The organism is Streptomyces sp. NPDC028305 (genome assembly GCF_055569495.1).
Genome location: NZ_JBVHTN010000008.1, coordinates 159,496 through 182,044, shown reverse-complemented (window position 1 = coordinate 182,044; position 22,549 = coordinate 159,496). Strand labels below are relative to the sequence as shown.

Below are 22,549 nucleotides of genomic sequence, written 5' to 3'. Positions count from 1 at the left end.
CGCGCTGCCATGCGGAATCCGACCCGTCTGAAACACGTGTGCCGATGACGCCGCTCCTGTCGTTGGCCTCTGTGCGCCCGATCATTCGCAAGACGGCCGTCTTCCCTCACCATGGATATCGGTCGCATACACGGAAAGGATGTCGTGCGGAATCCGTTACTCACGCCTTCGGAGGGGGATTCAATGCGGGGGCAAGAGCACGGTCACAACGAGCTGAGCGGCACGGTGCACGGACCCGCGGTCCAGGCAGGGACGGTGTACGGCGGCATCCACATTCGCGCCGAGGCCGGCGCGGAGCGAGCCGACCATGGGCGAACACCGCAAACCCCCTGGCAGCTGCCGCCATTGGTGCGCCTCACCGACCGCACGGCTGAGCTGGCAGCGCTGGAGCAGCACCGCGCCCGCAGTGCCCGCGAAGGCTGTCTCACGCTTGCCGCGGTCAGCGGTCTTGGCGGGGTCGGCAAGACGGCGGTCGCCCTGACCTGGCTGCACACGCTGCGCCCGCACTTTCCCGACGGCCAGCTCTACGCGGACCTGGGCGCGCAGTCCCCGAGCGGTCCCGCGGCTCCCGATGAGGTGGTGGGCCGATTTCTGCGTGCACTCGGCGTCCCGGCCAGGCAGATGCCGACGGCCCTCGCCGACCGAGCGGCGCTGTACCGTTCCCTGACGGCGAGCAGACGGCTTGTCGTACTGCTCGACGACGCCGCCACCGCCGCCCAGGTCCGGCCGCTGCTGCCGGGGGGCCAGAGCATCACGGCCGTGACCAGCCGCCGGCGGATGCCGGGCCTGACCGTGGACGGCTGCCACTCACTTCATCTCGAGCCCCTGGCCACGGAGGCGGCGGTCGAGTTGTTGGAGGTCACCCTCGCCGACGGCCGGGTGGCCGCCCAGCCCGACGAAGCCCGCGCCCTGGTCGAACTGTGCGCCGGGCTGCCGCTGGCGGTACGTGTCGCCGGCGCCCGGCTCGCGGCGCGCCCGCGGCGTCAGATCACGACGATGGTCCGCGCCCTCACCGAGGAGCGCGGCCGTTTGGAGGCGTTGGCCATCGAAGGCGACCACAACGTACGGGCGGCGCTCGACCTGTCGTATCAGGGGCTGTCGCCTGATGCCGCACGCCTGTACCGGCTTCTCGGGCTGCACCCGGGACCGGAGTTCGGATCCACGGTGGCCGAAGCGGCACTGGTCAGGGATGCGACAGAGGTGCTCGACGCGCTCCACGACGCGAATCTGCTGATCGACGCCGGGGAGGAACGCTACCGGTTCCACGATCTGGTGCGGCTGCACGCCACGGCGAAGGCCGAGGAGGAGGAGTCACCCGAGGAGCGCGCCGCGGCGTTGCGCCGCATGGTCGACCACTATCTCGCCACCGCCACCCGCGCCGAGGAGATCGTCGACCCTCAGCATCGCACGATGCCCCGCGGCTACGGTCCCGGCCCGGTGATCACGGCGGACCTCGGCGACGATGCCGAGGGTGCGCTGGACTGGTTGGAGAGTGAGCTGCCCAATCTGATGACCGTGATCCACCGCGCGCGCCCCGCGGGCTTCCCGGCCGTCGCCTGGCAGCTCGCGGACGCCCTGTGGCCGCTGTTCCTGCGGCGCAAGTTCTACGACCAGTGGCGCGCCGCGCACCGGGAAGGGCTGGTGGCGGCCGAGGAGTTGGGCGACACGGCCGCACAGTGCCGGATGCTCACCTCCGGCGGGGTGGGTGAGCTCGGTCTGGAAAGCCATGAACGCGCCCTTGAGATGTTCGAGCGAGCGGCGCGGACGTTCCGCGCCGCCGACAACTCGCTCGGCTACGCTCGCACCCTCAACTATCAGGGGCTGGCGCACCAAAGACTCGGCCGCCTCGACCAGGCGGCCGAGCTCTTCGAGCGTGCCGCCGCGGAGTTGCCGGCGTGCGGCGACCGACGGGCCGGCGGTCTGGCCCGGCTCAACCTGGCCGATGTCGCGCTCGCGCAGGGGCTGCTCGAGAAGGCGACCACCGACGCCGAGGCCGCCTGCGCGACGCTGCGCGAGGCGGGCGACGCGTACAACGCGGCACGCGCGGCCACACTGCTCGGCCGCGCGTACCTCGCCCGGGACCTGCTCGACCCGGCGGAAGGCCTGCTCTCCACAGCGCTCACGACACTGCGTGGCATGGCCGCCGACTACGAGACGGCCCGCACCCTGGAGAGCCTGGCCCGGCTCGCCGAGCGGCGCGGGTTGCCGGACCTCGCCCGGGGCCACTATCAGGAGGCACTTGATCTGTACGGATCGGTGGGCCGCGCGGAGTCGGAGGCCGCCCAGGCGGTACAGGCACGGCTCGCCCAGTGGGAGCACCGCGCCGAGGGCTGAACCCCCGGCAGCGGCAGCCGCACCACCACCGATGCCAGTGCCGTGACCGGCAGTCCGGCCACCAGCCAGGTGTGGGCCAGGGAAGCCCAGAGGCCCCAGGGTGGCACCGGCGAGGGCCGTCGGGCCCGGAGGGCGAGCGTATGGCCGCCGGGCCCGAGCCACAGCCGGCACCGGGGGCCGTGGTGCACCGCGACCACCAGCGCGCCCGGGTGGCGGGCCCGCAGCTCGGCGAGCCCGGCCTGTCCCTCGCCGGTGGCCAGCAGCACATCGGCGAGCGTCGACCACGTGCCCGGGGCCGGGAGCTCCACCCGTAGATGCTCGTCCACGATCTCGGCGCCCGATTCCGGGTGCTTCAGCACGCCTCGGATGCGGCGCACCGCCTCCTGCCCCTCGGCCTGCTCGGACACCACCATTCTCAGCGCGGTCATGACACAACGCTGCCGGGCTCGTCGTAGTGCACCGCGAACGGCAGCCGCGCGGGCTCCGCGACCGGCCGGGCCGCGGGAGCCCGCAGCCGCAGCTTGCGGTACATCAGCGCACGCATCTTCCGGGCGAACCGCCCCGGCTCCGAGCTGATCCGCGCGGCGACCCCCTGGTGGCGGTCCGACCGGTAGGTCACGGAGCTACGGTGGAGCTGCCTGATGAGCGGCCGGTCGTCCTGTATCCGGGGCGCGAACGAACTCAACTCGGCGAGTGGCGACGCGGGATCCACATGCGCGTCGGGGACACTGGCCAGCAGCACGGGAGCGCCTGTCATCGCACCGTACAACGAGACGGAGCCGTGGTCGCCCACGATGTAGTCCGCCGCGACAAGCGCCCCGACCCAGTCGGCGTACTGGCTGATCACGGTGAGCCCCAGCCGGACGAGGCCGGCCAGCCAGCTTTGGATCGACCATTCGCCGTGGGCGTTCCATACGTGCGGATGCAACAGCACGGCGACCCGGTACTCCTCGCGCGGCAGCTCGCCGACCAGCCGCGCCAGCAGTTCCTCCCGCCGTCCGAGCAGCGAGTCGGGTCCCCAGGTGGAGCAGGCCAGGACCAGCCGCTGATGGGCCCGGACGCGCAGGGCCTCTCGGTACAGCGCCCGCGAGGGAAGGCTCGCGGTGATGCGGTCGAAGCAGGGGTCGCCCACCACCTCCGCGGCAGGCAGTGCCTCGGGGCATTCGCGGCCGAGTCGGGTCAGCTCCTCCTGATGCGCCAGCACAAGCGTCTCGGGAACCAGCGCACCGTCCCGGACGAGCCGCTGCCTGCTGAGGCCGTACACCCCTCGCTGCGCCACCCGGTGGCCCCGGTTCGCCCCAGGGACGATCTTGTTGTGCCCGGCGCCGTGCGGGAGCACGATCACGGGAGCGTGCAGTTCGTGGAGGCTGCCGTGGCCCGCGGCCAGCGCGAGGTCGAACGGCGTCTGCACCGCCTGGCTCCACGGCAGCACCAGCCCCTTGAGCCCGTTCAGGAAGGCTGCCACACCGTTGCTGAACACGTCGGGCGCCGCGGTGAACACCACTTGCACTCGGGAGTCGCCCTCCAGCAGCCGGACCGCGTCGAGCAGCCGCCGCCCGGCGGTCACGGTGTGCACCACCGCCAGGACCCTCCTGCGGATCCGGCATGTGGCCCAGCGCTCGACGTCCAGGCGCACCGGCACGTGAGGCCCGTGCACTCCTTGTAAAACCACGTTCATCGAGGTCAATCCCCCCGGTTCCCTACTCCGGACCGGTTGTTCGGTCCCGTCGGCGGCGACGTTCCTCTGTCGCCACAACGTCGCTGCCCTCCGGGGTGGATGGCCGACTTGCAGGAATCCTGCACTCCACGTGTGGGAAATGACCATGGCGCATGTGCGCCCCGTCGCGCACCCGTGCGCCTCTGTCCGCTACCCCCGGGTGGACGGCAACAGTAAATTGAGTGTCACGCGAAGGTGCGGGCGCTGCCGGAGGCGGCAGGAAGTAGCACACCCATCGGGGGCGATGGTGGAACTTCTTGCTCTGGGACCCCTTGAACTATGGCATCACGATCGACAACACGCACTCGGCTCGGTGAAAGAACGGTGCGTGCTGGCCGTACTGATCCATGCCCGGGGTGAGCCGGTCACGGCCGAAACGCTGATGGACCGGGTCTGGGACGGACACCCGCCCCGGACGGCCCTGGACACGCTGCACAGCTATCTGTCACGGCTGCGCGGACGCCTCAACAGGGCCGTCGGCGATCTCGCCGAGGTGAAACGCCCCTCCCCCGGGCTCTACCAGCTCCGGGCCGCCCCGGACGCCATCGACCTGCTGCGCTTCCAGAAGCTCCGTACGGAAGCGAGGGCGGCCGCTGAGCGGAGTGAGCGGGGGCGGGCCATTCGCCTGCTCCGCACCACTGAAGCCCTGTGGCGTGGTGAACCGTTGACGGAGTTCGGCTGCGCCTGGGCGGCCTCGGCCCGCGCCCGGCTCATCGAGGACCACCGCCTGGTGCGGGAGGAACGAATCCGCCTGGAGCTGGAGTTGGGGCGGCACGCGGATCTCGTGGGCGAACTCCAGGAACTCGCCGCACAGAATCCTCTCGCGCAGAAGGTGATCTGCTCCCTCATGCTGGCGCTCTACCGCTGCGGACGGCACGACGAGTCGCTCGCCCTGTACCTGACCACACGCCGGCTTCTGAAGAACGGGCAGGGAATCGAGCCAGGATTGGAGCTCCGGGAGCTCCATGAGCGCATCCTCAAGCAAGATCGTGCCCTCTTGGAGACACACCGCGATACCGAAGCGGATACCGCCGCGGCCCCCAACAATCTTCCGCGCGTCACCCGGGATTTCACGGGACGCGCAGCCGAACTGCGCATCCTGCTCGCGGACCAGGCCTCCTCGGACAGCGGCACGGCCTCCCTGCCCCTCACCGTCATCCACGGCATGCCCGGGGTCGGCAAGACCGCGCTGGCCCTTCGCGCGGGGTACGAGTTGCGTACAACCTACCCCGACGGGATGTTCTACCTCGATCTGCACGCGTACAGCGACCGCCCGCCGCACGACCCCGCGGAGGCGCTGGCGGCCCTGCTCCAGGCATCCGAATCGCCCGGGCCGCTCCCCGATTCCATCGACGAGCGGGCTGCCAAATGGCGACAGTGGACGGCGCGCCGCCGCGTGCTCGTGATCCTCGACAACGCCCGGGACTCCGCGCAGGTGTTGCCCCTGCTGCCCGGCGCTCCCACCTGCCGGGTGATCGTGACCAGCCGGAACCGGCTCGCCGGGCTGGACGGTGCCACCTCGCTGTTCCTGGACGTGCTGTCGCAGGCGGAGGCCGCCGCCCTCTTCACCCGCATCGCGGGCCGTGCCCGCCTGTCCGTCGACGCCACGGCGCTCAGAGACGTCGTCGCGGCCTGCGGCTGCCACCCCCTCGCCCTCCAGTGGCTCGCCAGCCGGTTCCGGCACCGGGACTCCTGGGACCTCCACCACCTCCTCGACCGGCTGACCCAGGCCGCGGACCCCCTGGAGGAATTCGACGACGCGGTCGCGTCGGCCTTTCGGTTCTCCTACGCCGAGCTCAGCGGTCCGGCACAACGGCTGTTCCGCCTCCTCGCCCTGCACCCGGGCCCCGACATCACCCTCCACGCCGCGATCGCGCTCACCGGGCCGGACGCCGCGCCGGTCCGCAAGAGCTTGGAGGCGCTGTTGGACGGCCACCTGCTGGAAGAGCCCATCCGCGACCGCTACCGGTTCCATGACCTCGGCCGCGCCTTCGGCCTCCAGATCTGCTCCGAGGTGGAGTCGGAAGCCGTCCGCCGCCAAGCGGTCGACCGGCTCTTCGACTACTACCTCACCGCCACCCACCGTGCCGCCCACCTCGCCCATCCGTCCCGTCACCCACTGCCCCTGCCACCGGAGCGGGAGTACACGGACGCGCCCCGGTTCACCGACGCGGACGAGGCGACGGTGTGGCTCTCCCTGGAACGCGCCAACCTCCTGGCCGTCGCCCGCGTGTCCGCCGCCGAGTCACCGAGCCATGCCGCGCTCTTCCCGCACGCCCTGGCCACCTCGCTCAAGCTGTGGGGCACCTGGGGCATCGCCTCCGAGCTCTACGACGCGGCGGTGTCCGCCCTCCGCTCACGAGGCGACCGGGCGGCGCTCGCCCGAACCCTCGTGGAGCGCGCGGAGGTGTCGGCGCAGCGACAGCACGACGAAGCCCAGCAGTGCGCGACGGAAGCCCTCGCTCTCTTCCAGGAGTTCGACGATCCACACGGCTGCGCCGACGCCCTCCTCCAGCAGGGTCGCGCCCACCTGGCCGGGGGCCGCGGAGATATCGCCCTGCGCACGCTCGACGAGGCATTGGCGGTGTACCGGACGGTCGGCGATCGGTCGGGAGAGGCGGAATGCCTCAACGTGCAGGGGGCGGCGCTGTATTACGCGGGTCGCTACGGCGACGCCCTCCAGAATGTCCGGGCCATGCTCTCCCTGTACGAGGCGCTTCAGGACGAGGCCGGGCAGGTGAAGGCTCTCAACAATTTGGGGGAATACGAATTCCACCAGGGCCGCTACGACGAAGCCCGCCACTACTACGAGCGCTCATTGGCACTCGCCCAGCGGCGAGGCGCCCGCCAGGAATTGGCCATCCTGGACACCAACCTGGGCGCCGTCTTCCAGGCGACCGGGCGGACGGATCGAGCGCTCGCCTGCTTTCAGCGCGCACTCGACAGCCACCGGGCCGGCCACGACGCCCTGGGCGAGGTGAACGTGCTGATCAGCATGGGCACGGCGTACGCCGCGACAAAACGCGGACGCGAGGCCCTGCTGCACTTCACCATGGCCGAAGAAGTGGCGCGCGGCATCGACAACGCTTACGAGCGCCAGCGCGCATTGCTCGGGATGGCCGATGTCCAGCGGGAGTCGGGCCGGCTCGGCGATGCCCTGACACTCTTCGAACAAGCCCTGGACATCGCCCGAACCGCCGACTTCCCCCTCGGCTCCGCACACGCGCTCGCCGGGCTCACACGCACCGCCCTGCTGTTGGGCCACGTCGAACGGGCCCGCCGGTATGGCGATCAGGCGATCGCTCTGTACCGAAGTCTCGAAGCCGAGACGGAGGCGGAAACACTCCGGTCTCTCCTCGCGAACCAGGGCTTGACCGGCTCCTGAAGGCATACAGGAGCCGGTTTCACCGGGCCGGAAGCCAGGTCAGGCACTCATGCGGCCACCAGGCGGCTGCCCGCTCCGGGCGGCGTCACCCACATCCACTGCGACTCTCTGGCCTGCACAGTCGTCGACTGGCCGGCCGGGCTCGCGCCATCCACGCTCAGCGCGATGGCTCCTATGGCGAGCGCGGCAACAACAGCGGCTGCGGCTGCGACGGATTTGAGAGTGCGATGCACCAAGACCTCTGTAAAAGTTGGGGATTTGACACTCGGTCACATGACCGGCGGTCCTTGATCGACTCTACACCTTCACCCCGAAGCCGATCACCCAAGCGCCTTTCGCACATTGCTCCGCAACACATCCAGATCGTCGCGGACCGCCTGGTAGTTGCCCTTGTTCCGCTCGATGTCGGCACGCTGACGCTTGGCAAGGGCGGCCCACCACACGCCGAGGGTGTTCTGCTCTCGCTTGCACTCGACGTCGGCAACGGCCGTGGCCACCTCCCGCCGGGTGTGCCGGGTGTTGCCGTCCTTGTCTCGCATCCACCCCTTGTCGCTGTACGCGGCCATCGGATCCGCGAACCGCTTGCCGCCCTTGTCCACGACGCACGCCGACCAGGTGGCGAGAGCCCGGCGCACCCGCTGGTCCTTCCCCACCGCCTTCCGCAGGGCGGCATCGTGCCCGGAGGGAAAGGTCCACATGCGTCTGGAGTCCGCGACACCCTTGAGCAGTTGCCCGTTGGCCTTGTCCGAGCATCCCCGCTCGCGGGACTTGCCCTCGCTCGGTATGGCTCCGTTACCGGACATGCCGTACAGGGCCGCGAACTCCGCTTGGGTCATCGCCCGTCCGGTCGGCTCCAAGGACTTACGGGGCCTCGGCTCCCAGCCGTAGCCCCAGCGCTTGGCGTGGTCGAGGTCGAATGCGCCCAGCGATGTCGGCATGGCGCTGACGACGAGCGTCACTCCCGGGGTGGAAGGGGTCAGAGGCTTGGGGTCGGCGGGGAAGTCGGTGAATCCGAGGCGGATCATGCACCGCTGGGCCAGAAGGCGCTGCGCCTTGCCGAACCTCCTGCTCTCCTCGGTGTCGAGCCGGTAACTGTCGAGCGGGAGGTCCGGCAGGTCCTTCTCCTCCTTGACCTCCGGCACCCCCTTCACACCGGGGGGCCCGGGCACGTCCCCGCCGGAGCCGCAGCCCGCCACCGCCACCGCCACCGCGGCCAGCAGGGCGGCGGCCCATCGCCGCGTATGACTCGACACCCGCGCAACCATCGAACACCCTCCCCGTAGCCCCCGCCCAAGGGGTCGGACCCTACCGTCCCGTCGCGTCGGCGACGAAGGCGGCCCGGCGGGAAGATCCGGCCGCATGCCGTAGTTAGTAGAAGCGTGAACGACATGGCTGCGGTGCGCGAGGTGGACGTCGTGGTGATCGGCGCCGGGCAGGCCGGGCTGTCCAGCGCCTATCACCTGCGGCGGGCCGGGTACGAGCCGGGCACCGGCTTTGTGGCGCTCGACCACTCCCCCGGCCCGGGTGGCGCCTGGCAGTTCCGCTGGCCCTCGCTGACGTACGGCAAGGTGCACGGGATGTACGACCTGCCGGGCATGCGGCTGACCGGCGCGGACGACGGCCGGCCGTCGTCCGAGGTCATCACGGAGTACTTCACCCGCTATGAGTCCGCTTTCGATCTGCGGATCGTCCGCCCGGCCGATGTCGCGGCGGTACGCGAGGGGGACGGCGGGCGGCTCCGGGTGGAGAGCTCGGCCGGCGTGTGGTCCACGCGCGCGCTGATCAACGCGACCGGCACCTGGGACCGCCCGTTCTGGCCCCGCTACCCCGGGCAGGCCACGTTCCGCGGGCGGCAGCTGCACACCGCCCAGTACCCGGGACCGGAGGCGTTCGCGGGGCAGCGGGTGATCGTCGTCGGGGGCGGGGCCTCCGGTGTGCAGCACCTACTCGAGATCGCCGAGGTGGCCGCGGAGACCACCTGGGTGACGCGCCGGCCGCCCGTCTTCCGCTCCGGGCCTTTTGGTGAGGAGCAGGGGCGGGCGGCCGTGGCGATGGTGGAGGAGCGGGTGCGGCGCGGGCTGCCGCCGCTGAGCGTGGTGTCCGTGACCGGGCTGCCCATGACCGAGGCGATGGAGCGGGCCCGTGAGAAGGGGGTGCTGGACCGGCAGCCGATGTTCGAGCGGATCACCCCGGACGGGGCGGTCTGGGCGGACGGCCGGTCCGTGCATGCCGACGTGATCCTGTGGGCCACGGGCTTTCGCGCCGCCATCGACCACCTCGCCCCGCTGAGGCTGCGGGAGCCGGGAGGCGGGATCGCGGTCGAGGGAACGAGGGCGCTCCGTGACCCCCGTGTCCACCTGGTCGGCTACGGCCCGTCGGCCAGCACGGTCGGCGCCAACCGGGCCGGGCGGGCCGCCGTACACGAGATCCGGGAGCTGCTCGCGGCCGCTCCCGGGAGCGCCCCCGCACTGGTCTCGTCGGTCTGAGAGGGCGCCCTACGCCCCGCGGCCGGGGCGGCCGTGGACCGCGAAGGTCGAGTCGCGGACCACCAGCTCCGGCTGGAGGACGATGCGCCGGTGCCGGTGGGCGTCCGCGTCCTCGCCGGTCTCGTCGATCAGCAGTTCCGCCGCCGTACGCCCCATCCGGAACGCGGGCTGACGTACGGACGTCAGCGGCACCGCTGCCGCCGAGGCGAACTCGATGTCGTCGTAGCCCACCAGCGCCACATCGCCCGGCACCGAGACCCCGGCCGAGAAGAGCGCCTGGAGCACCCCCAGGGCCAGCAGGTCGTTGGCGCAGAAGACGGCCGTCGGCCGCGGCGACATCCCCAGCAGCCGCGCCCCCGCGTCGCGCCCCGCCGCCACATCGAGCCGCTCGGCCTCGATGTGGACCAGCTCCTCCCGCTCCATGTCCTCCTCGGCGAGCGCCGTGAGCATGCCCTCGTACCGGTGCTGGCACTGGGGCAGCTGCATCGGGCCGCTGACGTAGGCCAGGGCGCGGTGTCCCTGCGCGAGCAGATGACGGCCGGCGAGGGCGCCGCCCTCGACGTCGTCCACGGACACCGAACAGGCCTCGTCGTCCGGGACCTCACGGTCCACGAACACGTAAGGGATGTCGTGGCGGCGGAAGTTCCGCAGATTGCGCCCGGTGGCGTCGGCAGGGGTCACCAGGACCCCGCGCACCCGCTGTTCGGCGAACAGGGAGAGGTAGTCGGCCTCCTCGTCGGAGCTCTGGGCGCTGTTGCACACCATCACCCCCAGCCCCTCCTCGCGCGCCGCCCGCTCCGCACCGCTCGCCACATCCACGAAGAACGGATTGGCCATGTCCAGCACCAGCAGCGAAATGATCCGGCTGCGCCCCGCCCGCAACTGCCGCGCCGACTCGCTGCGCACATACCCCAGCCGCTCGATCGCGGCGTGCACCCGGTCGCGGGTGGCCTCGGCGACCATTTCCGGCCGGTTGATCACATTGGAGACCGTGCCGACCGATACGCCCGCCTGCCGCGCGACGTCCTTGATCCCTACCATGCGTCCCACGACCTTCGACCCGCCCGCCTTTCCGCGGCCGGTAGCGGCCGCGGGACCCATGCTATGGCGTCCGGGGCGGGTTCTTCCCGCACCACCCCAGGGGGCGGGGGCGGAAGCCCGGCCGCGCCCGGTGTCTCGACGTCATCCCTACCGCGCCTCCGCCAGCCGCCCCCGTGCGGCGGCCTGGATCCGGGAGGGCCCGAGCCCCCACTGGAGGGTGCGTCCGACGGCCGTCGCCAGGGGCCGGTCCCAGCCGGTGCGGACGGGGGCCGGGCGGTGGATGCCGAGTTCGGTGCGGGCCCAGTCGGGGAGGAGTCCGACCGAGGCGTTCGTGAGCAGGCCTACGACCAGCCGCTCCCGTCGTGTGCGTCCGAAGCGGCGGAGGAACAGTACCGAGTCCAACGCGGCCGGGGTGGCGTGGAGTTGGGGGCGGAGGCGGGCCAGGTAGCGCTCGGCTTCGAGGGACGTGCGCGGTACGTTCCGTGCGCCCAACGCCTCGGCCATGGGGGCGGCTTGGCGGTAATAGGCGTCGCACTCGGCGGGGGTCAGCCGGAGCGGCCGGGGTGCGTAGGTCTGGTGGCCGGCGAGGAAGCTGCGTACCTCGGCGGTGTGCACCCAGGTGAGCAGGTCGGGGTCGTCCGCGCGGTACGGCCGGCCGTCGGGGGCGGTGCCGTGCACCCGGGTGTGGATCCGCCGGACGAGGTCGATCACCTCGCGGGCGGCGGCCGAGGAGCCGAAGGTGGTCGTGGTGATGAACCGTACGGTTCCGTTCAGCCGCCCGACCGGATCGGCGCGGAAGTCGGAGTGCTGGTCGACCCCCGCCATGGCCAGCGGATGCAGCGACTGGAGCATGAGCGCGGCGAACCCGCCGGTGAGCATCCCGGTGGCCTGCCCGTGCACCCGCCACACCGGGTCCCCCGGCGCGATCCCGAACAGCCCGGGATCACCGGGCGGCCCCGCGTACCGCTCCAGCTTGAGATCCCCGCCGTGCATGGTCGCCGTGAGTTCCGCCGCGATCCGTTCCCGCAGTCCCACCAGCACCTCCAGGATCCGTGTCCCTCAGCCGAGGGTACCGATCCGCCCGGCGAGCACGGCCACGAGGATGAGCAGTCCGCACAGGGGGTTGGTGGCGAACGCCCGCCCGCAGGCTCCGACGTCCGCCGGGTCGGCCCGCCATACCTGCCATCCCAACTGCCCCGCGACCACGCACAGTCCGGGCCAGTACAGCGGCCCGAGCCCGGCCACGACGCCGAACCAGGCGAGCAGCACCACACACCCCGCGTACACGCCGCCCACCAGCACCCGGCTACGGCACCCCAGCAGCACGGCGGCCGACCGCACCCCGGCCCGCACATCGGCTTCCCGGTCCTGGCAGGCGTAGATCACGTCCGTCCCCACGGCCCAGCAGATCAGCGCCCCGTACAGCACCCCGCCCCCGAGCCCGAGCCCTCCGGTGAGCAGGCCGTACACCAGCGGCAACGTCCAGTTGATGGTGATCCCCAGCCACACATGCGGCCAGTGGGTGACCCGCTTCATATACGGATACACCGCCGCGAGGGGCGCCCCGGCCGCCGCCCACACCACGGCCTCCACGCTCCAGAACCCCATCACCAGCGGAGCGGCGGCCCCCACCACGACACACAGCACCAGTGCCCGCCCGGCCGCCAGCCGCCCGGAGGCGACGGGCCGCCCCGCCGTACGCGGCACCTGCGCGTCGAACCGCGCGTCCAGCACATCGTTGAGCCCGCAGGCGGCTCCTCTCGACAGCACCCCGTAGACCAGGAGCAGCAGCCCGAGCAGGCCCCCGTCCCGGGGCCCGGCGATCGCTCCCAGGGCGATCCATCCGGGCACCACCAGCAGCCAGGCCCCCACCGGCCGGTCCAGCCGCAGTAACTCCAGATACGGCCGCACCCCGGCGGGGGCCCGCCCCACCAACCGGGCGGCACGGCCTTGGGCCGGGACGTGAGTCGAGACGTGGGCCGGGGCTTGTGAGGCGACGGTCATACCGATTCATGTCCCTTTCCAGGGGGATTGCACGCCGATCGGCCCAACCTAACGCCGGCCAGGGCGAGTTACCCGCCTTTCCAGGGAGACACGCTCCGCGGTCGTCACGACCCGCGGCAACTCCTGGGCGCAGCCCTCCGTGGAGCCGCTCGCGCTCACGCGCAGCGCGCGCCCCGAGGTGTCGGCGCTGTCGCTCAGGCAGTAGCCACTGACGCTCTGGAACATGACGTCGGCGGGGCTGTCGCCGCCGCGCTGGGCGGTGAAGTGGTCGAACTTCAGCCCGCTGCCGGTGTTGGCGATGACCGCCGGGCGGCCGTCGTCGGCGGCGAACCGCACCGAGCTGTCGGTGAAGGTGACGCGGTCCGCGTTGTGGAGGTACCAGCCGAAGGCCGGACGGGTGCCGATGCTCTTGGGGTTGTACTCCTTGGCGTCGTTGCTGGGCACGCCGGTGGACATGGTGTCGTTGCCGCCGGGGACGGTCAGATCGACCTTGTTGAAGGTGATGTCCGTGATGTGGTTCGCGCCCGACTCACCCCACAGGGTGGGGCTGAAGGAGGGGCTGTTGCCCGTTCCGGTGATGTTGTCGTACGTGACGTTGCTGATGTGGCCGACGCCCGGGTTGTTGCCGCAGCGCTTTCTCGTCCCGATCTTCAGCATGATGGGCGAGTGGACGCCGGTCATCGTGATGTCGCGGTAGTGGACGTCCGAGATGTTGGAGCCGTCCATGGACACCATGCCGAGGCCGGACTTGTCGGCACCGGTGATGGCGATGTCCCGGAAGTCGTAGTCGGTGAAGTCGCCGCAGGTCTCGGAGCCGAACATCAGGGCGTTGCAGCACTTCGCGGACAGCTTGCTGTCCCGCACCTTCACATGGCCGTTGGGGAGCTTGGCGCCGAGGGCGTAGTCGCTCTTGAAGACGAGCGCGTCGTCGTTGGCGGCGATATCGGCGTCTGTGACGGTGACATTGGTGGTGCTGATGATGTTCCAGCCGTCGCGGTCGCTCGCGGTGTCGATGGTGAGGTGGTCGGAGGTCACGTCGTCGCAGCCGTTGATGAGGGCCGCGAAGTGGCCGCCGCGCCGCAGGGTGATGCCGCTGAGGGTCAGGCCCTTGCAGCGGGTCAGCGAGATGATCTTGTCGGCCTCGCCGGAGTCGGGGTTGCCGGTGATGAGGTTTCCGGCGCCGTCGATGGTGCCGGAGCCGGTGAAGCCGATGTTGGTGAGCTTGTCGCCGTAGAACATCGCGTTGTGGAAGTGGCTGTGTCCGTAGTCCTGGTAGTCGTCGTTCGGGTTGGCCTCCGGCTTGTCGTAGGTGTCCGCGCTGGACCCCAGGATGGTGGCCCCGGAGTCCAGCTGGAGGGTCACATCGCTCTTCAGGTGGACCGTGTTCTTGGACTTGTACTGCCCGGAGGGGAATTCCACGATCCCGCCGCCGGCGGCGTTGGCGGCGTTGATGGCCTTCTCGATCGCGCCGGTGTCGTTCGTCGAGCCGTCGGCCTTCGCGCCGTAGTCCTTGACGTCGAAGGTGGCGGCCCGGCCGGCGGCCGGGGCGGCCAGTGTGGGGGCCTGTGTCAGCCCGAAGACGATCGCGAGCACGAACACCGCTAACGCGGCGATTCTCTTCACCGTTCTCTCTCCTTCGCGTATCGGCCTTGATCGCTCATAGCGGCAGATCCGATGTATCCGAAGGCTGAACCATGATCCCTGCTATCCAGTGAGCCAAAGACGGTGGCGCGGTGCGGATAGATCGGATCTCTCACTCGGAATGTAACAGGCGCAGAGGAGCTGTCAATGGGCCGGGCGCAGCCACGCGCGTTCAGCGCAGCCGCGCCAGGCTCGATCCCCGGACCACGAGTTCGGGCTGGAGCACGATCCGCTGATGCCGGTGTGCGCCCGCCGCCTGCCCCGTCTCCTCGATCAGCAACTCCGCCGCCGTACGCCCCATCCGGAACGCGGGCTGCCGTACGGACGTCAGGGGCACCGCGGCCGCCGCCGCGAACTCGATGTCGTCGTAGCCCACCAGCGCCACATCCCCCGGCACCGACACCCCGGCTCCGTACAGCGCCTGCAACACCCCCAGCGCCAGCAGATCGTTGGCGCAGAAGACGGCCGTCGGCCGCGGCGACATCCCCAGCAGCCGCGCCCCCGCGTCCCGCCCCGCCGCCACATCCAGCCGCTCGACCTCCACATGGCGCAGCGCCGTCTCGCCCAGGCCTGTCTCGCGCAGGGCTTGCAGCGCGCCGGTGCGGCGGTCGTGGCACTGGGCGAGCTGCATGGGGCCGCTGACATACGCGATGGAGCGGTGGCCCTGGTCGAGGAGGTGGCGGGCGGCGAGGGCGCCGCCGGTGACATCGTCGACCGAGACCGAGCAGCCCTCCGCGCTGGGCACCAGCCGGTCGACGAAGACGAACGGGATGCCGTGCCGCCGGAACGACTCCAGGTTCCGTCCGCTGATGTCCGCCGGGGTGACCAGGACGCCGCGCACCCGCTGCTCGGAGAAGAGCCCCAGATACTCGGCCTCCTCCTCGGGGCTCTGGGCGCTGTTGCACACCATCACCCCCAGCCCCGCCTCGCGCGCCGCCCGCTCCGCACCGCTCGCCACATCCACGAAGAACGGGTTCGCCATGTCCAGCACCAGCAGCGAAATGATCCGGCTGCGCCCCGCCCGCAACTGCCGCGCCGACTCGCTGCGCACATACCCCAGCCGCTCGATGGTGGCGAGCACCCGGGCCCGGGTTTCCTCCGACACCGACTCCGGACGGTTGATGACGTTGGAGACGGTGCCGACGGAGACCCCGGCCTGGCGGGCCACCTCCTTGATGCCCACCGGCCGTGCCATCAAGCGGCGACTTCCACAAGCTCCAGGCCGGTGAGATCGGCCAGGGCGCGCAGCTCGGGCAGCAGCCGGCCGGTGGCCAGCGCCCAGTGGTGGGCGACGCCGCTCGCGCTCCAGGCGTCGGTCCACTCCCCCGGGTCACAGCCGAAGTCGACGCGGGAGGTGGTGTTGCCGATCCTCAGCAGCGGGCCGCCGACCACCTCGCCCTCGGAGGCGATGATCTTGTAGCGGCCGTCCCGGGTCTGCCCCAGGCCGACCAGCGTGACCGGGCCGTGCCGCACATCGAACTCGACGGACACGCCCCAGCCGCGTTTACCGTGGTAGACACCGAGGCCCCGCAGCAGCGGCTTGCGCTCGCTGATGGCCAGGTGGCCGGGCCCGTCGTGGCCCATCTCCACCACCGCGTCCCGGAAGTTGAGCGCCTGGAGCTCGGTGAACGAGCCGCCCGCGCCGAACCGGTCGCAGATCAGCATGGCCAGCGAGGTGCGCAGCTCGTACTCGCCCGCCGCCGGAACACCGCGCGCGGTGAGCAGCGAGGAGCCGAGGATCATGCCCGCGCCCAGCTTCTCGTGGATCTCGCCGTCCAGGCCCCGGTGGTAGTACGCGAGCGAGTCCAGGTCGAAGTCGGCCACCAGCCGGTCCAGGCCGACCGCCACCCGCGCCGCCCAGGTCAGGTCCTCCTCGACGACCGAGTCGGCGAGCTCGAAGACCTCGCGGGTCTCGGCCAGCTTCGCCGCCACCTCGTCGTCCTTCACCTGCTGGACCCGCACCCGCAGATCGTCGAACTCCAGGACCTCGACATGGCCGCCGAGGTTGCCGGTGACCATGGTGAGGTCGGTGGACACGTCGTACATCCCGGGATACAGGTGTCCCATCAGCCCGTGCCGCCCGTGGCGCAGCACGGACCGCACCCCGGCGGCCCGTATCCAGCGGCCGATGCGCGCCCAGGCCCGCTCGTCCTCCAGATATCCGGACACCGAGCGGAAGGGGACCCCGACCCGTTCGAAGGCGCCCGCCATCTCCGGCAGCGGACACGCGCCGCAGTAGGCGAGCCAGGCCCCGGTGTCGAAGGAGTCGTGGTCCATGGACTCGGTGGGCTGGAGGTTGATCAGCAGCACGGGGGCGCCGCTGCGCTGGGCGATCGGCACCAGCATGGTGGCCGTCATATAGGTGGTGAGGAAGCCGACGATCAGGTCGCAGTCCGCCGCGCGGAGCTTCTCGGCGGCCTCCGCGCCCTCCTGGGCGTCCGAGATGAAGCCCACGTCGACGACTTCGGCGTCGAACTCCCGCATGCGCTCGGTCACTCGGGCCGCGGAGCGGCGCAGCTGCGGGAGCAGATCGGGGAACTGGGGCCAGTACGCCCCGAGTCCGCCCGCGACCAGCCCGATCCTCGGCTTGCGCGCGACGGCGGGGAGACGTGCGGTCATGGTGGTTCTCTCACGTTCCTTTCCTGGTGCGATCGGGGGGGGCGGGCCGGGGTGTTTCCCCCGTCCCGCCCCTCCCGGGGCTACGCGAGGTGGAAGACCTCCGTCAGGGGCTTCATCGCCTCGTCCGGCTTCGCGCCGTCCAGCGCCTCGAAGAATTCCGCCATCTCCGCCTGCCACCGGGCGTTGACATCCGTCTGCGCCATGGCCGCCTGCGCGGCCGCGAAGTCGTCCGTCTCCAGATAGCCGACCAGCAGGCCGTCCTCGCGCAGGAAGAGCGAGTAGTTGTGCCAGCCGGTGGCGGAGAGGGCGTCGAGCATCTCGGGCCACACGGCCGCGTGGCGCTCACGGTATTCGTCGAGCCGGTCCTGGCGGACCTTCAGCAGAAAGCAGACGCGCTGCATGCCGGGCCGCCTCAGAAGTCGAAGTCGTCGATGTTGCCCTTGTCGAAGACGGTGGGCGGGCCGAGGATGACCTCGCCGTCCTTGCCGATGGTGTACTCGCCGAGCTCGCCGGCCTTGAACTTCTCCCCCTCCGCGCCGGTGATCTGCCCGGACGCCAGCGCCGCGGCCGCGTACGAGCCGAGGTAGCCGAGCTTCTTCGGGTCCCACAGGGAGAACTGCTCGACGGTGCCGTCCTTGACGTACTTGCGCATCTGGTTGGGCGTGCCGAGGCCGTTGATGACGACCTTGCCCTTGTACGAGGAGTCGCTGATGTACCGCGCGGCGGCCGCGATGCCGACCGTCGTGGGCGAGATGATGCCCTTCAGGTTCGGGTAGGCCTTGAGCAGGCCCTGGGTCTCCTGGAAGGACTTCTGGTCGTCGTCGTCCCCGTAGGCCGTCTTGACCAGCTTCATGTTCTTGTACTTGGGCTTCTTCAGCTCGTCCTTCATGAACTCGATCCAGGTGTTCTGGTTGGTCGCGTTCTGAGTGGCCGAGAGAATCGCGATCTCGCCCTTGTAGTCGAGCTGTTCGGCGATGTGCTGGACCTGGCTGCGGCCGATCTCCTCCGAGCTGGCCTGGTTGATGAACAGCTGGCGGCATTCCTTGGCGGTGTCCGAGTCGTAGGCCACCACCTTGATGTCCTTCTTCATGGCCTGCTTGAGCGGGCCGCACACCGCGTTGGGGTCGTTGGCGGCGATCAGGATGGCGTCCTGGCGCTGCTGGATGAGGGTGTTGATGTACGACACCTGGGAGGAGGCGCTGGCGTCGGAGGGGCCGACCTCCTTGCCCTTGCCGCCGAACTCGTCGGCGGCCTTGATGCCCGCGTCGTCGACGATCTTCTCGTACGGGTTGTTGATCTGCTTGGGCAGGAAGGCGAGCTTGAGCCCCTTCTTCAGCGGGGCGTCGGGGTTGGCCTTCGCGTCTGTGGCCTTGGCGTCGCCACCGTTGTTGTCGGAGGAGTCCTTCTTGGTGGTGCCGCCGCACCCCGCGAGGGTGACGGCCAGGGCACAGGCCGCGGCGACAGAGGCCGCGGCGCGGCGCCGGGAAGACGTGCGAAGGAACATGGGGAAACCTTTCGGGGAAGTGTGACGTGGTGCGTCGTCAGCTCGAGGCGGTGGCGGCGGCTCTCCGGTGGCGCCACTCGCTGACGGTCGAGATCAGACGGGGGGTGAGGACGGAGGCCACCAGCAGCAGCCCGGTGACGATCACCTGGACCTCGTTGGCCACATCGTTGAGGGTCAGCAGGTTCTTCAGGATGCCGATGAGCAGCACCCCGGCGACCGCGCCGAACAGGGTGCCCTTCCCGCCGTCGAAGTCGATGCCGCCGAGCAGCACGGAGGCGATGACCAGCATCTCGAAGCCCTGGCCGTTGTCCGCCCGGGCGCTGCCGTAGCGGAGGGTGAACACCACGCCCGCGAAGGCCGAGACCAGCCCGGTGACCACGAACAGGAGGAGCTTGATGCGCTTGACGCGGATACCGGCGAAATACGCGGCGTCCTCCTGGGCGCCGATGGCGAACAGCGACCGGCCAAGACCCGTGGCGTGGAGCACCACGGCGGCCACGACGGCCAGCACGATGAACAGCGCCACCGGATAGGTGATGAAGGTGCCGGGGATGGTGGTGGTGTCCACCGCCCACTTGGCGTAGGTCTCGGGGAAGTCGGTGATGGCGTTGGAGCCGAGCACCACGGAGGCCAGCCCCCGGTAGAGGGCGAGCGTGCCGATGGTGACGGCGAGCGAGGGCAGCCCGACCTTGGTGACCAGCCAGCCGTTCAGCAGGCCACCGGCCACGCCGACCAGCAGCACCACGGGCACGATCGTCTCGAACGCCCAGCCGGAGTCCCACAGCTGCCCGGTCAGGGCGCTGCTCAGCCCCAGCATCGAGGCCACCGACAGATCCACCTGCCCGGCCACCACCAGCAGCGTCATCGGCAGCGCCATCAGCGCCACCTCGGCGATGTCGTTGAAGGCGAAGGCCAGGTTGTCACGGGCGGCGAAACCCTCGGTGGTGCCCAGCCCCGTGACGAAGACCGCCACCAGCAGCACACCGACCGCGGTGTCCCAGCGCAGCGCTCCGCGCAGCGGGCTCATCGGGCGCTCCTCTTCCTCAGCGCACGGGTCATGCGCACATTGACGATCCGGTCCACGCTGATCGCCGCCAGCAGCAGGGCGCCGGCGATGGCGTCCTCCCAGAACGAGTCGACCTTCAGCACGGACAGGGCGCTGCCGATGGTGGTGAGCAGCAGCGCGCCCAGCGCCGCGCCCCACACCGTGCCGACACCGCCGACGATGGCCACGCCGCCGACCACGACCGCGCTGACCACCGTCAGCTCCCAGCCGTGCGCGTTGTCCGCGACCACGGTGCCGAAGCGGGCCAGCCACAGCGCGCCCGCGAAACCGGCCACGGCGCCCGAGAAGACGTACGCGCCCAGCACCCGGCGGCGGATCGCCACCCCGGCCAGCCGGGCGGCCTCCGGGCTGGAGCCGATGGCGTACAGCTCGCGCCCGCTGCGGAAGCTGCGCAGGAAGTACGCGGTCGCGGCGAGCACGGCGAAGGAGATCAGCGGCAGATACGGGATACCGAGGACGCTGCCGCTGCCGAGGTCGAGCACCGGCTGCGGCACATCGGCGGCGTTGATCTGCTCGCCCTCGGCCCACCAGTAGTCGACACCCTGGATGATGTAGAGCATCCCGAGGGTCACCACCAGCGCGGGCACCTTGCCGAAGCTGACCAGCGCGCCGCTGACCAGGCCGCAGAGCGCGCCGACCGCGATGCCGAGCAGGGCCACCAGCAGCGGGCCGTGGTCCGTGCCGGACACGAACTTCCCGCAGGCGAAGGCGGAGAGCCCCACCACGGAGCCCACCGACAGGTCGATGTTGCGGGTGACCACCACCACGGACTGCCCCACCGCGAGCAGTACCAGGATCGCGGCGTTGAGCAGCAGGTCCTTGACGCCCTGGCTGTTGAGGAAGCGGGGCTCGGCGATCCAGGTGAACAGCACCAGGAGCACCAGGGCCCCGGCGATGCTGATCTCGCGGGCGCGGAAGACCGTGTCGACCAGCGACCGCGCCGACCGCCCCGCCTCGGCCTGAGCCGTGGGTTTCTCGATGGTGGCCGTCATGCCGCAGCCCTTCCCTTGCCGGTACGGCCGGTCGCCGCGGCCATGACGGATTCCTCGGTGGCCTCGGCGCGCGGGATCTCCGCGACCACGCGGCCCTCGTGCATCACCAGGACCCGGTCGGCCATGCCCAGCACCTCGGGCAGATCGGAGGAGATCATCAGCACCGCGAGCCCCTCGGCGGCCAGCGACGACAGCAGCCGGTGCACCTCGGCCTTGGTGCCGACGTCGATGCCGCGCGTCGGCTCGTCGACGATCAGCACCGAGGGATCGGTGGCCAGCCACTTCGCCAGCACGACCTTCTGCTGATTGCCGCCGGACAACACGCCGACGTGGTCGCTCAGCTTGCCGTACTTGAGCTGGAGCCGGGTGGCCCAGTCGGTGGCCCGGCCGCGCTCCAGGGCCCGCTTGACGAGCCCTCCGCTACGGATCCGGTCCAATCCCGTGAGGCCGATGTTGCGCTCGATGGACATCTCCATGACCAGCCCGCGCTGGCGCCGGTCCTCGGGTACGAGCGCGAGCCCGGCGGCCATCGCGGCGTTCGGCGAACCGGGCCGCAGCGGTGTGCCCGCCACCCGCACCTCGCCCGCGTCCGCCCGGTCCACCCCGAACACGGCCTGCGCCACCTCGGTGCGGCCCGCGCCCACCAGCCCGGCCAGCGCGACGATCTCGCCCCGGCGCACCTCGAAGGACACATCCCGGAACACGCCCTCGCGGGTCAGCCGGTGCACGGACAGCGCCGTCTCGCCGACCCGCGTGTCCTGCTTGGGATACAGCTCGTCCAGGTCCCGGCCCACCATCCGGCGCACCAGGTCGTCCTCGGTCAGGCCCTCCAGCGGCTCGGAGGCCACCCAGCGGCCGTCCCGCAACGTGGTCACCCGCTGGCACAGCCGGAAGATCTCCTCCAGCCGGTGCGAGATGAACAGCACGGCCGCGCCCTCGGCGCGCAGCGCCTCCACGACCGAGAAGAGCCGGGCGGTCTCGCTGCCGGTGAGGGCGGCGGTCGGCTCGTCCATGATCAGCACCCGGGCGTCGAAGGAGAGCGCCTTCGCGATCTCCACGATCTGCTGGTCGGCGATGGAGAGCCCGCGCGCGGGCCGGTCGGGGTCCAGCGCCACGCCGAGCCGGCTCATCAGCGCGGCCGTCGCGGAGCGCACCCCCTTGTGGTCGATCCGGCCGAGCCGCCGCCGGGGCTGACGGCCCATGAAGATGTTCTCGGCGATCGACAGGTCGGGGAAGAGCGTGGGCTCCTGGTAGATGACGGCGATGCCCACGTCACGGGCGTCCGCGGGGCCGTGGAAGACCACCGGTTCACCGTCGAGCAGCACCTGCCCGGCGTCGGGGCGGTGCACCCCGGCGAGCATCTTGATGAGCGTCGACTTGCCGGCACCGTTCTCGCCGGCGAGGGCGTGCGCCTCGCCGGGGAACAGCTCGAGCGAGACGTCCCGCAGGGCCCGGACGGCGCCGAAGGATTTGTTCACCCCCTTGAGGGCGAGGACCGGAACTCCGGTCGAAACAGCCTGGCTCACGGTGTCGGTGTCTCCTTGCTTCCCTGCGAGGGTGGCCTTCCGGCCCGGGGAAAATGAAATGTTTCAAAGTCAGTGCCGGGAAGCTAGCCCGGCGATTTGCGACCGTCAAGGGGGTATGCGCCAGGTAAATCAAGTCGTTGCCGTCCCTCTTGACGCACCGCACACCGTGGACCTACGGTCCAGTAGCTTCAGCATTGAATCGTTTTTCCACGTCAGCGACCCCACCCCAGGGGT

Annotated in this window: 17 protein-coding genes; 3 read left to right on the top strand and 14 right to left on the bottom strand. The window is 70.8% G+C overall.

Annotated elements, in window-relative coordinates:
* The first annotated feature begins 183 nt into the window (after positions 1–183).
* On the top strand, positions 184–2,334 hold the full coding sequence (locus ACZ4WQ_RS34200) for an ATP-binding protein (RefSeq protein ID WP_398375536.1): 2,151 nt from the start codon (positions 184–186) through the stop codon (positions 2,332–2,334).
* On the opposite strand, the gene ACZ4WQ_RS34195 is transcribed toward ACZ4WQ_RS34200, so the two are convergent.
* Together ACZ4WQ_RS34195 and ACZ4WQ_RS34190 are read right to left on the bottom strand one after the other, a co-directional pair.
* The gene (locus ACZ4WQ_RS34195) at positions 2,229–2,762 is read right to left on the bottom strand and encodes a transcriptional regulator (RefSeq protein ID WP_398375534.1); all 534 of its coding nucleotides are present in this window, start codon (positions 2,760–2,762) and stop codon (positions 2,229–2,231) included. The genes ACZ4WQ_RS34200 and ACZ4WQ_RS34195 overlap by 106 nt on opposite strands.
* Positions 2,759–4,012 (bottom strand): hypothetical protein, encoded by a 1,254-nt coding sequence (locus ACZ4WQ_RS34190; protein ID WP_311730682.1) that lies wholly within the window; start codon positions 4,010–4,012, stop codon positions 2,759–2,761. Before ACZ4WQ_RS34190 ends, ACZ4WQ_RS34195 begins: the two co-directional genes overlap by 4 nt.
* 283 nt (positions 4,013–4,295) lie before the next feature.
* Here ACZ4WQ_RS34190 and ACZ4WQ_RS34185 point away from each other — a divergent pair, with 283 nt between their 5' ends.
* Positions 4,296–7,436: an AfsR/SARP family transcriptional regulator gene (locus ACZ4WQ_RS34185; protein ID WP_398375532.1), complete on the top strand. Its 3,141-nt coding sequence runs from the start codon at positions 4,296–4,298 to the stop codon at positions 7,434–7,436.
* A 320-nt stretch (positions 7,437–7,756) separates the two neighbouring features.
* Here ACZ4WQ_RS34185 and ACZ4WQ_RS34180 read toward each other — a convergent pair whose 3' ends face one another.
* A complete protein-coding gene (locus tag ACZ4WQ_RS34180) occupies positions 7,757–8,689 on the bottom strand; it encodes a hypothetical protein (protein ID WP_398375531.1) in 933 nt (310 codons plus the stop codon).
* Between the two features lie 96 nt (positions 8,690–8,785).
* Here ACZ4WQ_RS34180 and ACZ4WQ_RS34175 point away from each other — a divergent pair, with 96 nt between their 5' ends.
* On the top strand, positions 8,786–9,922 hold the full coding sequence (locus tag ACZ4WQ_RS34175; protein ID WP_398375631.1) for an NAD(P)-binding domain-containing protein: 1,137 nt from the start codon (positions 8,786–8,788) through the stop codon (positions 9,920–9,922).
* 9 nt (positions 9,923–9,931) lie between these two features.
* Here the strand turns inward: ACZ4WQ_RS34175 and ACZ4WQ_RS34170 are convergent, their stop codons facing one another.
* The 11 genes from ACZ4WQ_RS34170 to ACZ4WQ_RS34120 form a co-directional block, all read right to left on the bottom strand.
* Positions 9,932–10,963, bottom strand: coding sequence for a LacI family DNA-binding transcriptional regulator (locus ACZ4WQ_RS34170; protein WP_358848967.1), 1,032 nt, complete (start codon positions 10,961–10,963; stop codon positions 9,932–9,934).
* A gap of 147 nt (positions 10,964–11,110) precedes the next feature.
* Positions 11,111–11,998 (bottom strand): oxygenase MpaB family protein, encoded by an 888-nt coding sequence (locus tag ACZ4WQ_RS34165; protein ID WP_385346371.1) that lies wholly within the window; start codon positions 11,996–11,998, stop codon positions 11,111–11,113.
* 24 nt (positions 11,999–12,022) lie between these two features.
* Positions 12,023–12,967 carry a 4-hydroxybenzoate octaprenyltransferase gene (locus ACZ4WQ_RS34160; RefSeq protein ID WP_398375529.1) on the bottom strand — a complete coding sequence of 315 codons (945 nt, stop codon included), beginning with the start codon at positions 12,965–12,967 and terminating at the stop codon, positions 12,023–12,025.
* 48 nt (positions 12,968–13,015) lie between these two features.
* A complete protein-coding gene (locus ACZ4WQ_RS34155) occupies positions 13,016–14,590 on the bottom strand; it encodes a glycoside hydrolase family 28 protein (protein WP_398375528.1) in 1,575 nt (524 codons plus the stop codon).
* 190 nt (positions 14,591–14,780) lie between these two features.
* Entirely contained in the window at positions 14,781–15,803 is a 1,023-nt protein-coding gene (locus ACZ4WQ_RS34150) for a LacI family DNA-binding transcriptional regulator (RefSeq protein ID WP_361193315.1), read from the bottom strand.
* Entirely contained in the window at positions 15,803–17,227 is a 1,425-nt protein-coding gene (locus ACZ4WQ_RS34145) for an L-fucose/L-arabinose isomerase family protein (RefSeq protein WP_361193313.1), read from the bottom strand. Before ACZ4WQ_RS34145 ends, ACZ4WQ_RS34150 begins: the two co-directional genes overlap by 1 nt.
* An 80-nt stretch (positions 17,228–17,307) precedes the next feature.
* Positions 17,308–17,628: an L-rhamnose mutarotase gene (locus ACZ4WQ_RS34140; RefSeq protein WP_311730673.1), complete on the bottom strand. Its 321-nt coding sequence runs from the start codon at positions 17,626–17,628 to the stop codon at positions 17,308–17,310.
* 11 nt (positions 17,629–17,639) lie between these two features.
* Positions 17,640–18,731, bottom strand: a complete 1,092-nt coding sequence (gene rhaS / locus ACZ4WQ_RS34135; protein WP_311730672.1) for a rhamnose ABC transporter substrate-binding protein — start codon at positions 18,729–18,731, stop codon at positions 17,640–17,642.
* A 37-nt stretch (positions 18,732–18,768) separates the two neighbouring features.
* Positions 18,769–19,758: an ABC transporter permease gene (locus ACZ4WQ_RS34130; protein ID WP_311730671.1), complete on the bottom strand. Its 990-nt coding sequence runs from the start codon at positions 19,756–19,758 to the stop codon at positions 18,769–18,771.
* Positions 19,755–20,789, bottom strand: a complete 1,035-nt coding sequence (locus ACZ4WQ_RS34125; protein WP_358847401.1) for an ABC transporter permease — start codon at positions 20,787–20,789, stop codon at positions 19,755–19,757. Before ACZ4WQ_RS34125 ends, ACZ4WQ_RS34130 begins: the two co-directional genes overlap by 4 nt.
* On the bottom strand, positions 20,786–22,315 hold the full coding sequence (locus ACZ4WQ_RS34120) for a sugar ABC transporter ATP-binding protein (RefSeq protein WP_468022689.1): 1,530 nt from the start codon (positions 22,313–22,315) through the stop codon (positions 20,786–20,788). The genes ACZ4WQ_RS34125 and ACZ4WQ_RS34120 overlap by 4 nt, the downstream gene beginning before the upstream one ends.
* Between the last annotated feature and the right edge of the window lie 234 nt (positions 22,316–22,549).

Excerpts from the sequence above, each read along its gene's own strand:
- ACZ4WQ_RS34200 (WP_398375536.1), top strand. The coding sequence starts at position 184 with ATGCGGGGGCAAGAGCACGGTCACAACGAGCTGAGCGGCACGGTGCAC.
- ACZ4WQ_RS34195 (WP_398375534.1), bottom strand. The coding sequence starts at position 2,762 with ATGACCGCGCTGAGAATGGTGGTGTCCGAGCAGGCCGAGGGGCAGGAG.
- ACZ4WQ_RS34190 (WP_311730682.1), bottom strand. The coding sequence starts at position 4,012 with ATGAACGTGGTTTTACAAGGAGTGCACGGGCCTCACGTGCCGGTGCGC.
- ACZ4WQ_RS34185 (WP_398375532.1), top strand. The coding sequence starts at position 4,296 with ATGGTGGAACTTCTTGCTCTGGGACCCCTTGAACTATGGCATCACGAT.
- ACZ4WQ_RS34170 (WP_358848967.1), bottom strand. The coding sequence starts at position 10,963 with ATGGTAGGGATCAAGGACGTCGCGCGGCAGGCGGGCGTATCGGTCGGC.
- ACZ4WQ_RS34160 (WP_398375529.1), bottom strand. The coding sequence starts at position 12,967 with ATGACCGTCGCCTCACAAGCCCCGGCCCACGTCTCGACTCACGTCCCG.
- ACZ4WQ_RS34150 (WP_361193315.1), bottom strand. The coding sequence starts at position 15,803 with ATGGCACGGCCGGTGGGCATCAAGGAGGTGGCCCGCCAGGCCGGGGTC.
- ACZ4WQ_RS34145 (WP_361193313.1), bottom strand. The coding sequence starts at position 17,227 with ATGACCGCACGTCTCCCCGCCGTCGCGCGCAAGCCGAGGATCGGGCTG.
- ACZ4WQ_RS34140 (WP_311730673.1), bottom strand. The coding sequence starts at position 17,628 with ATGCAGCGCGTCTGCTTTCTGCTGAAGGTCCGCCAGGACCGGCTCGAC.
- rhaS (WP_311730672.1), bottom strand. The coding sequence starts at position 18,731 with ATGTTCCTTCGCACGTCTTCCCGGCGCCGCGCCGCGGCCTCTGTCGCC.
- ACZ4WQ_RS34130 (WP_311730671.1), bottom strand. The coding sequence starts at position 19,758 with ATGAGCCCGCTGCGCGGAGCGCTGCGCTGGGACACCGCGGTCGGTGTG.
- ACZ4WQ_RS34125 (WP_358847401.1), bottom strand. The coding sequence starts at position 20,789 with ATGACGGCCACCATCGAGAAACCCACGGCTCAGGCCGAGGCGGGGCGG.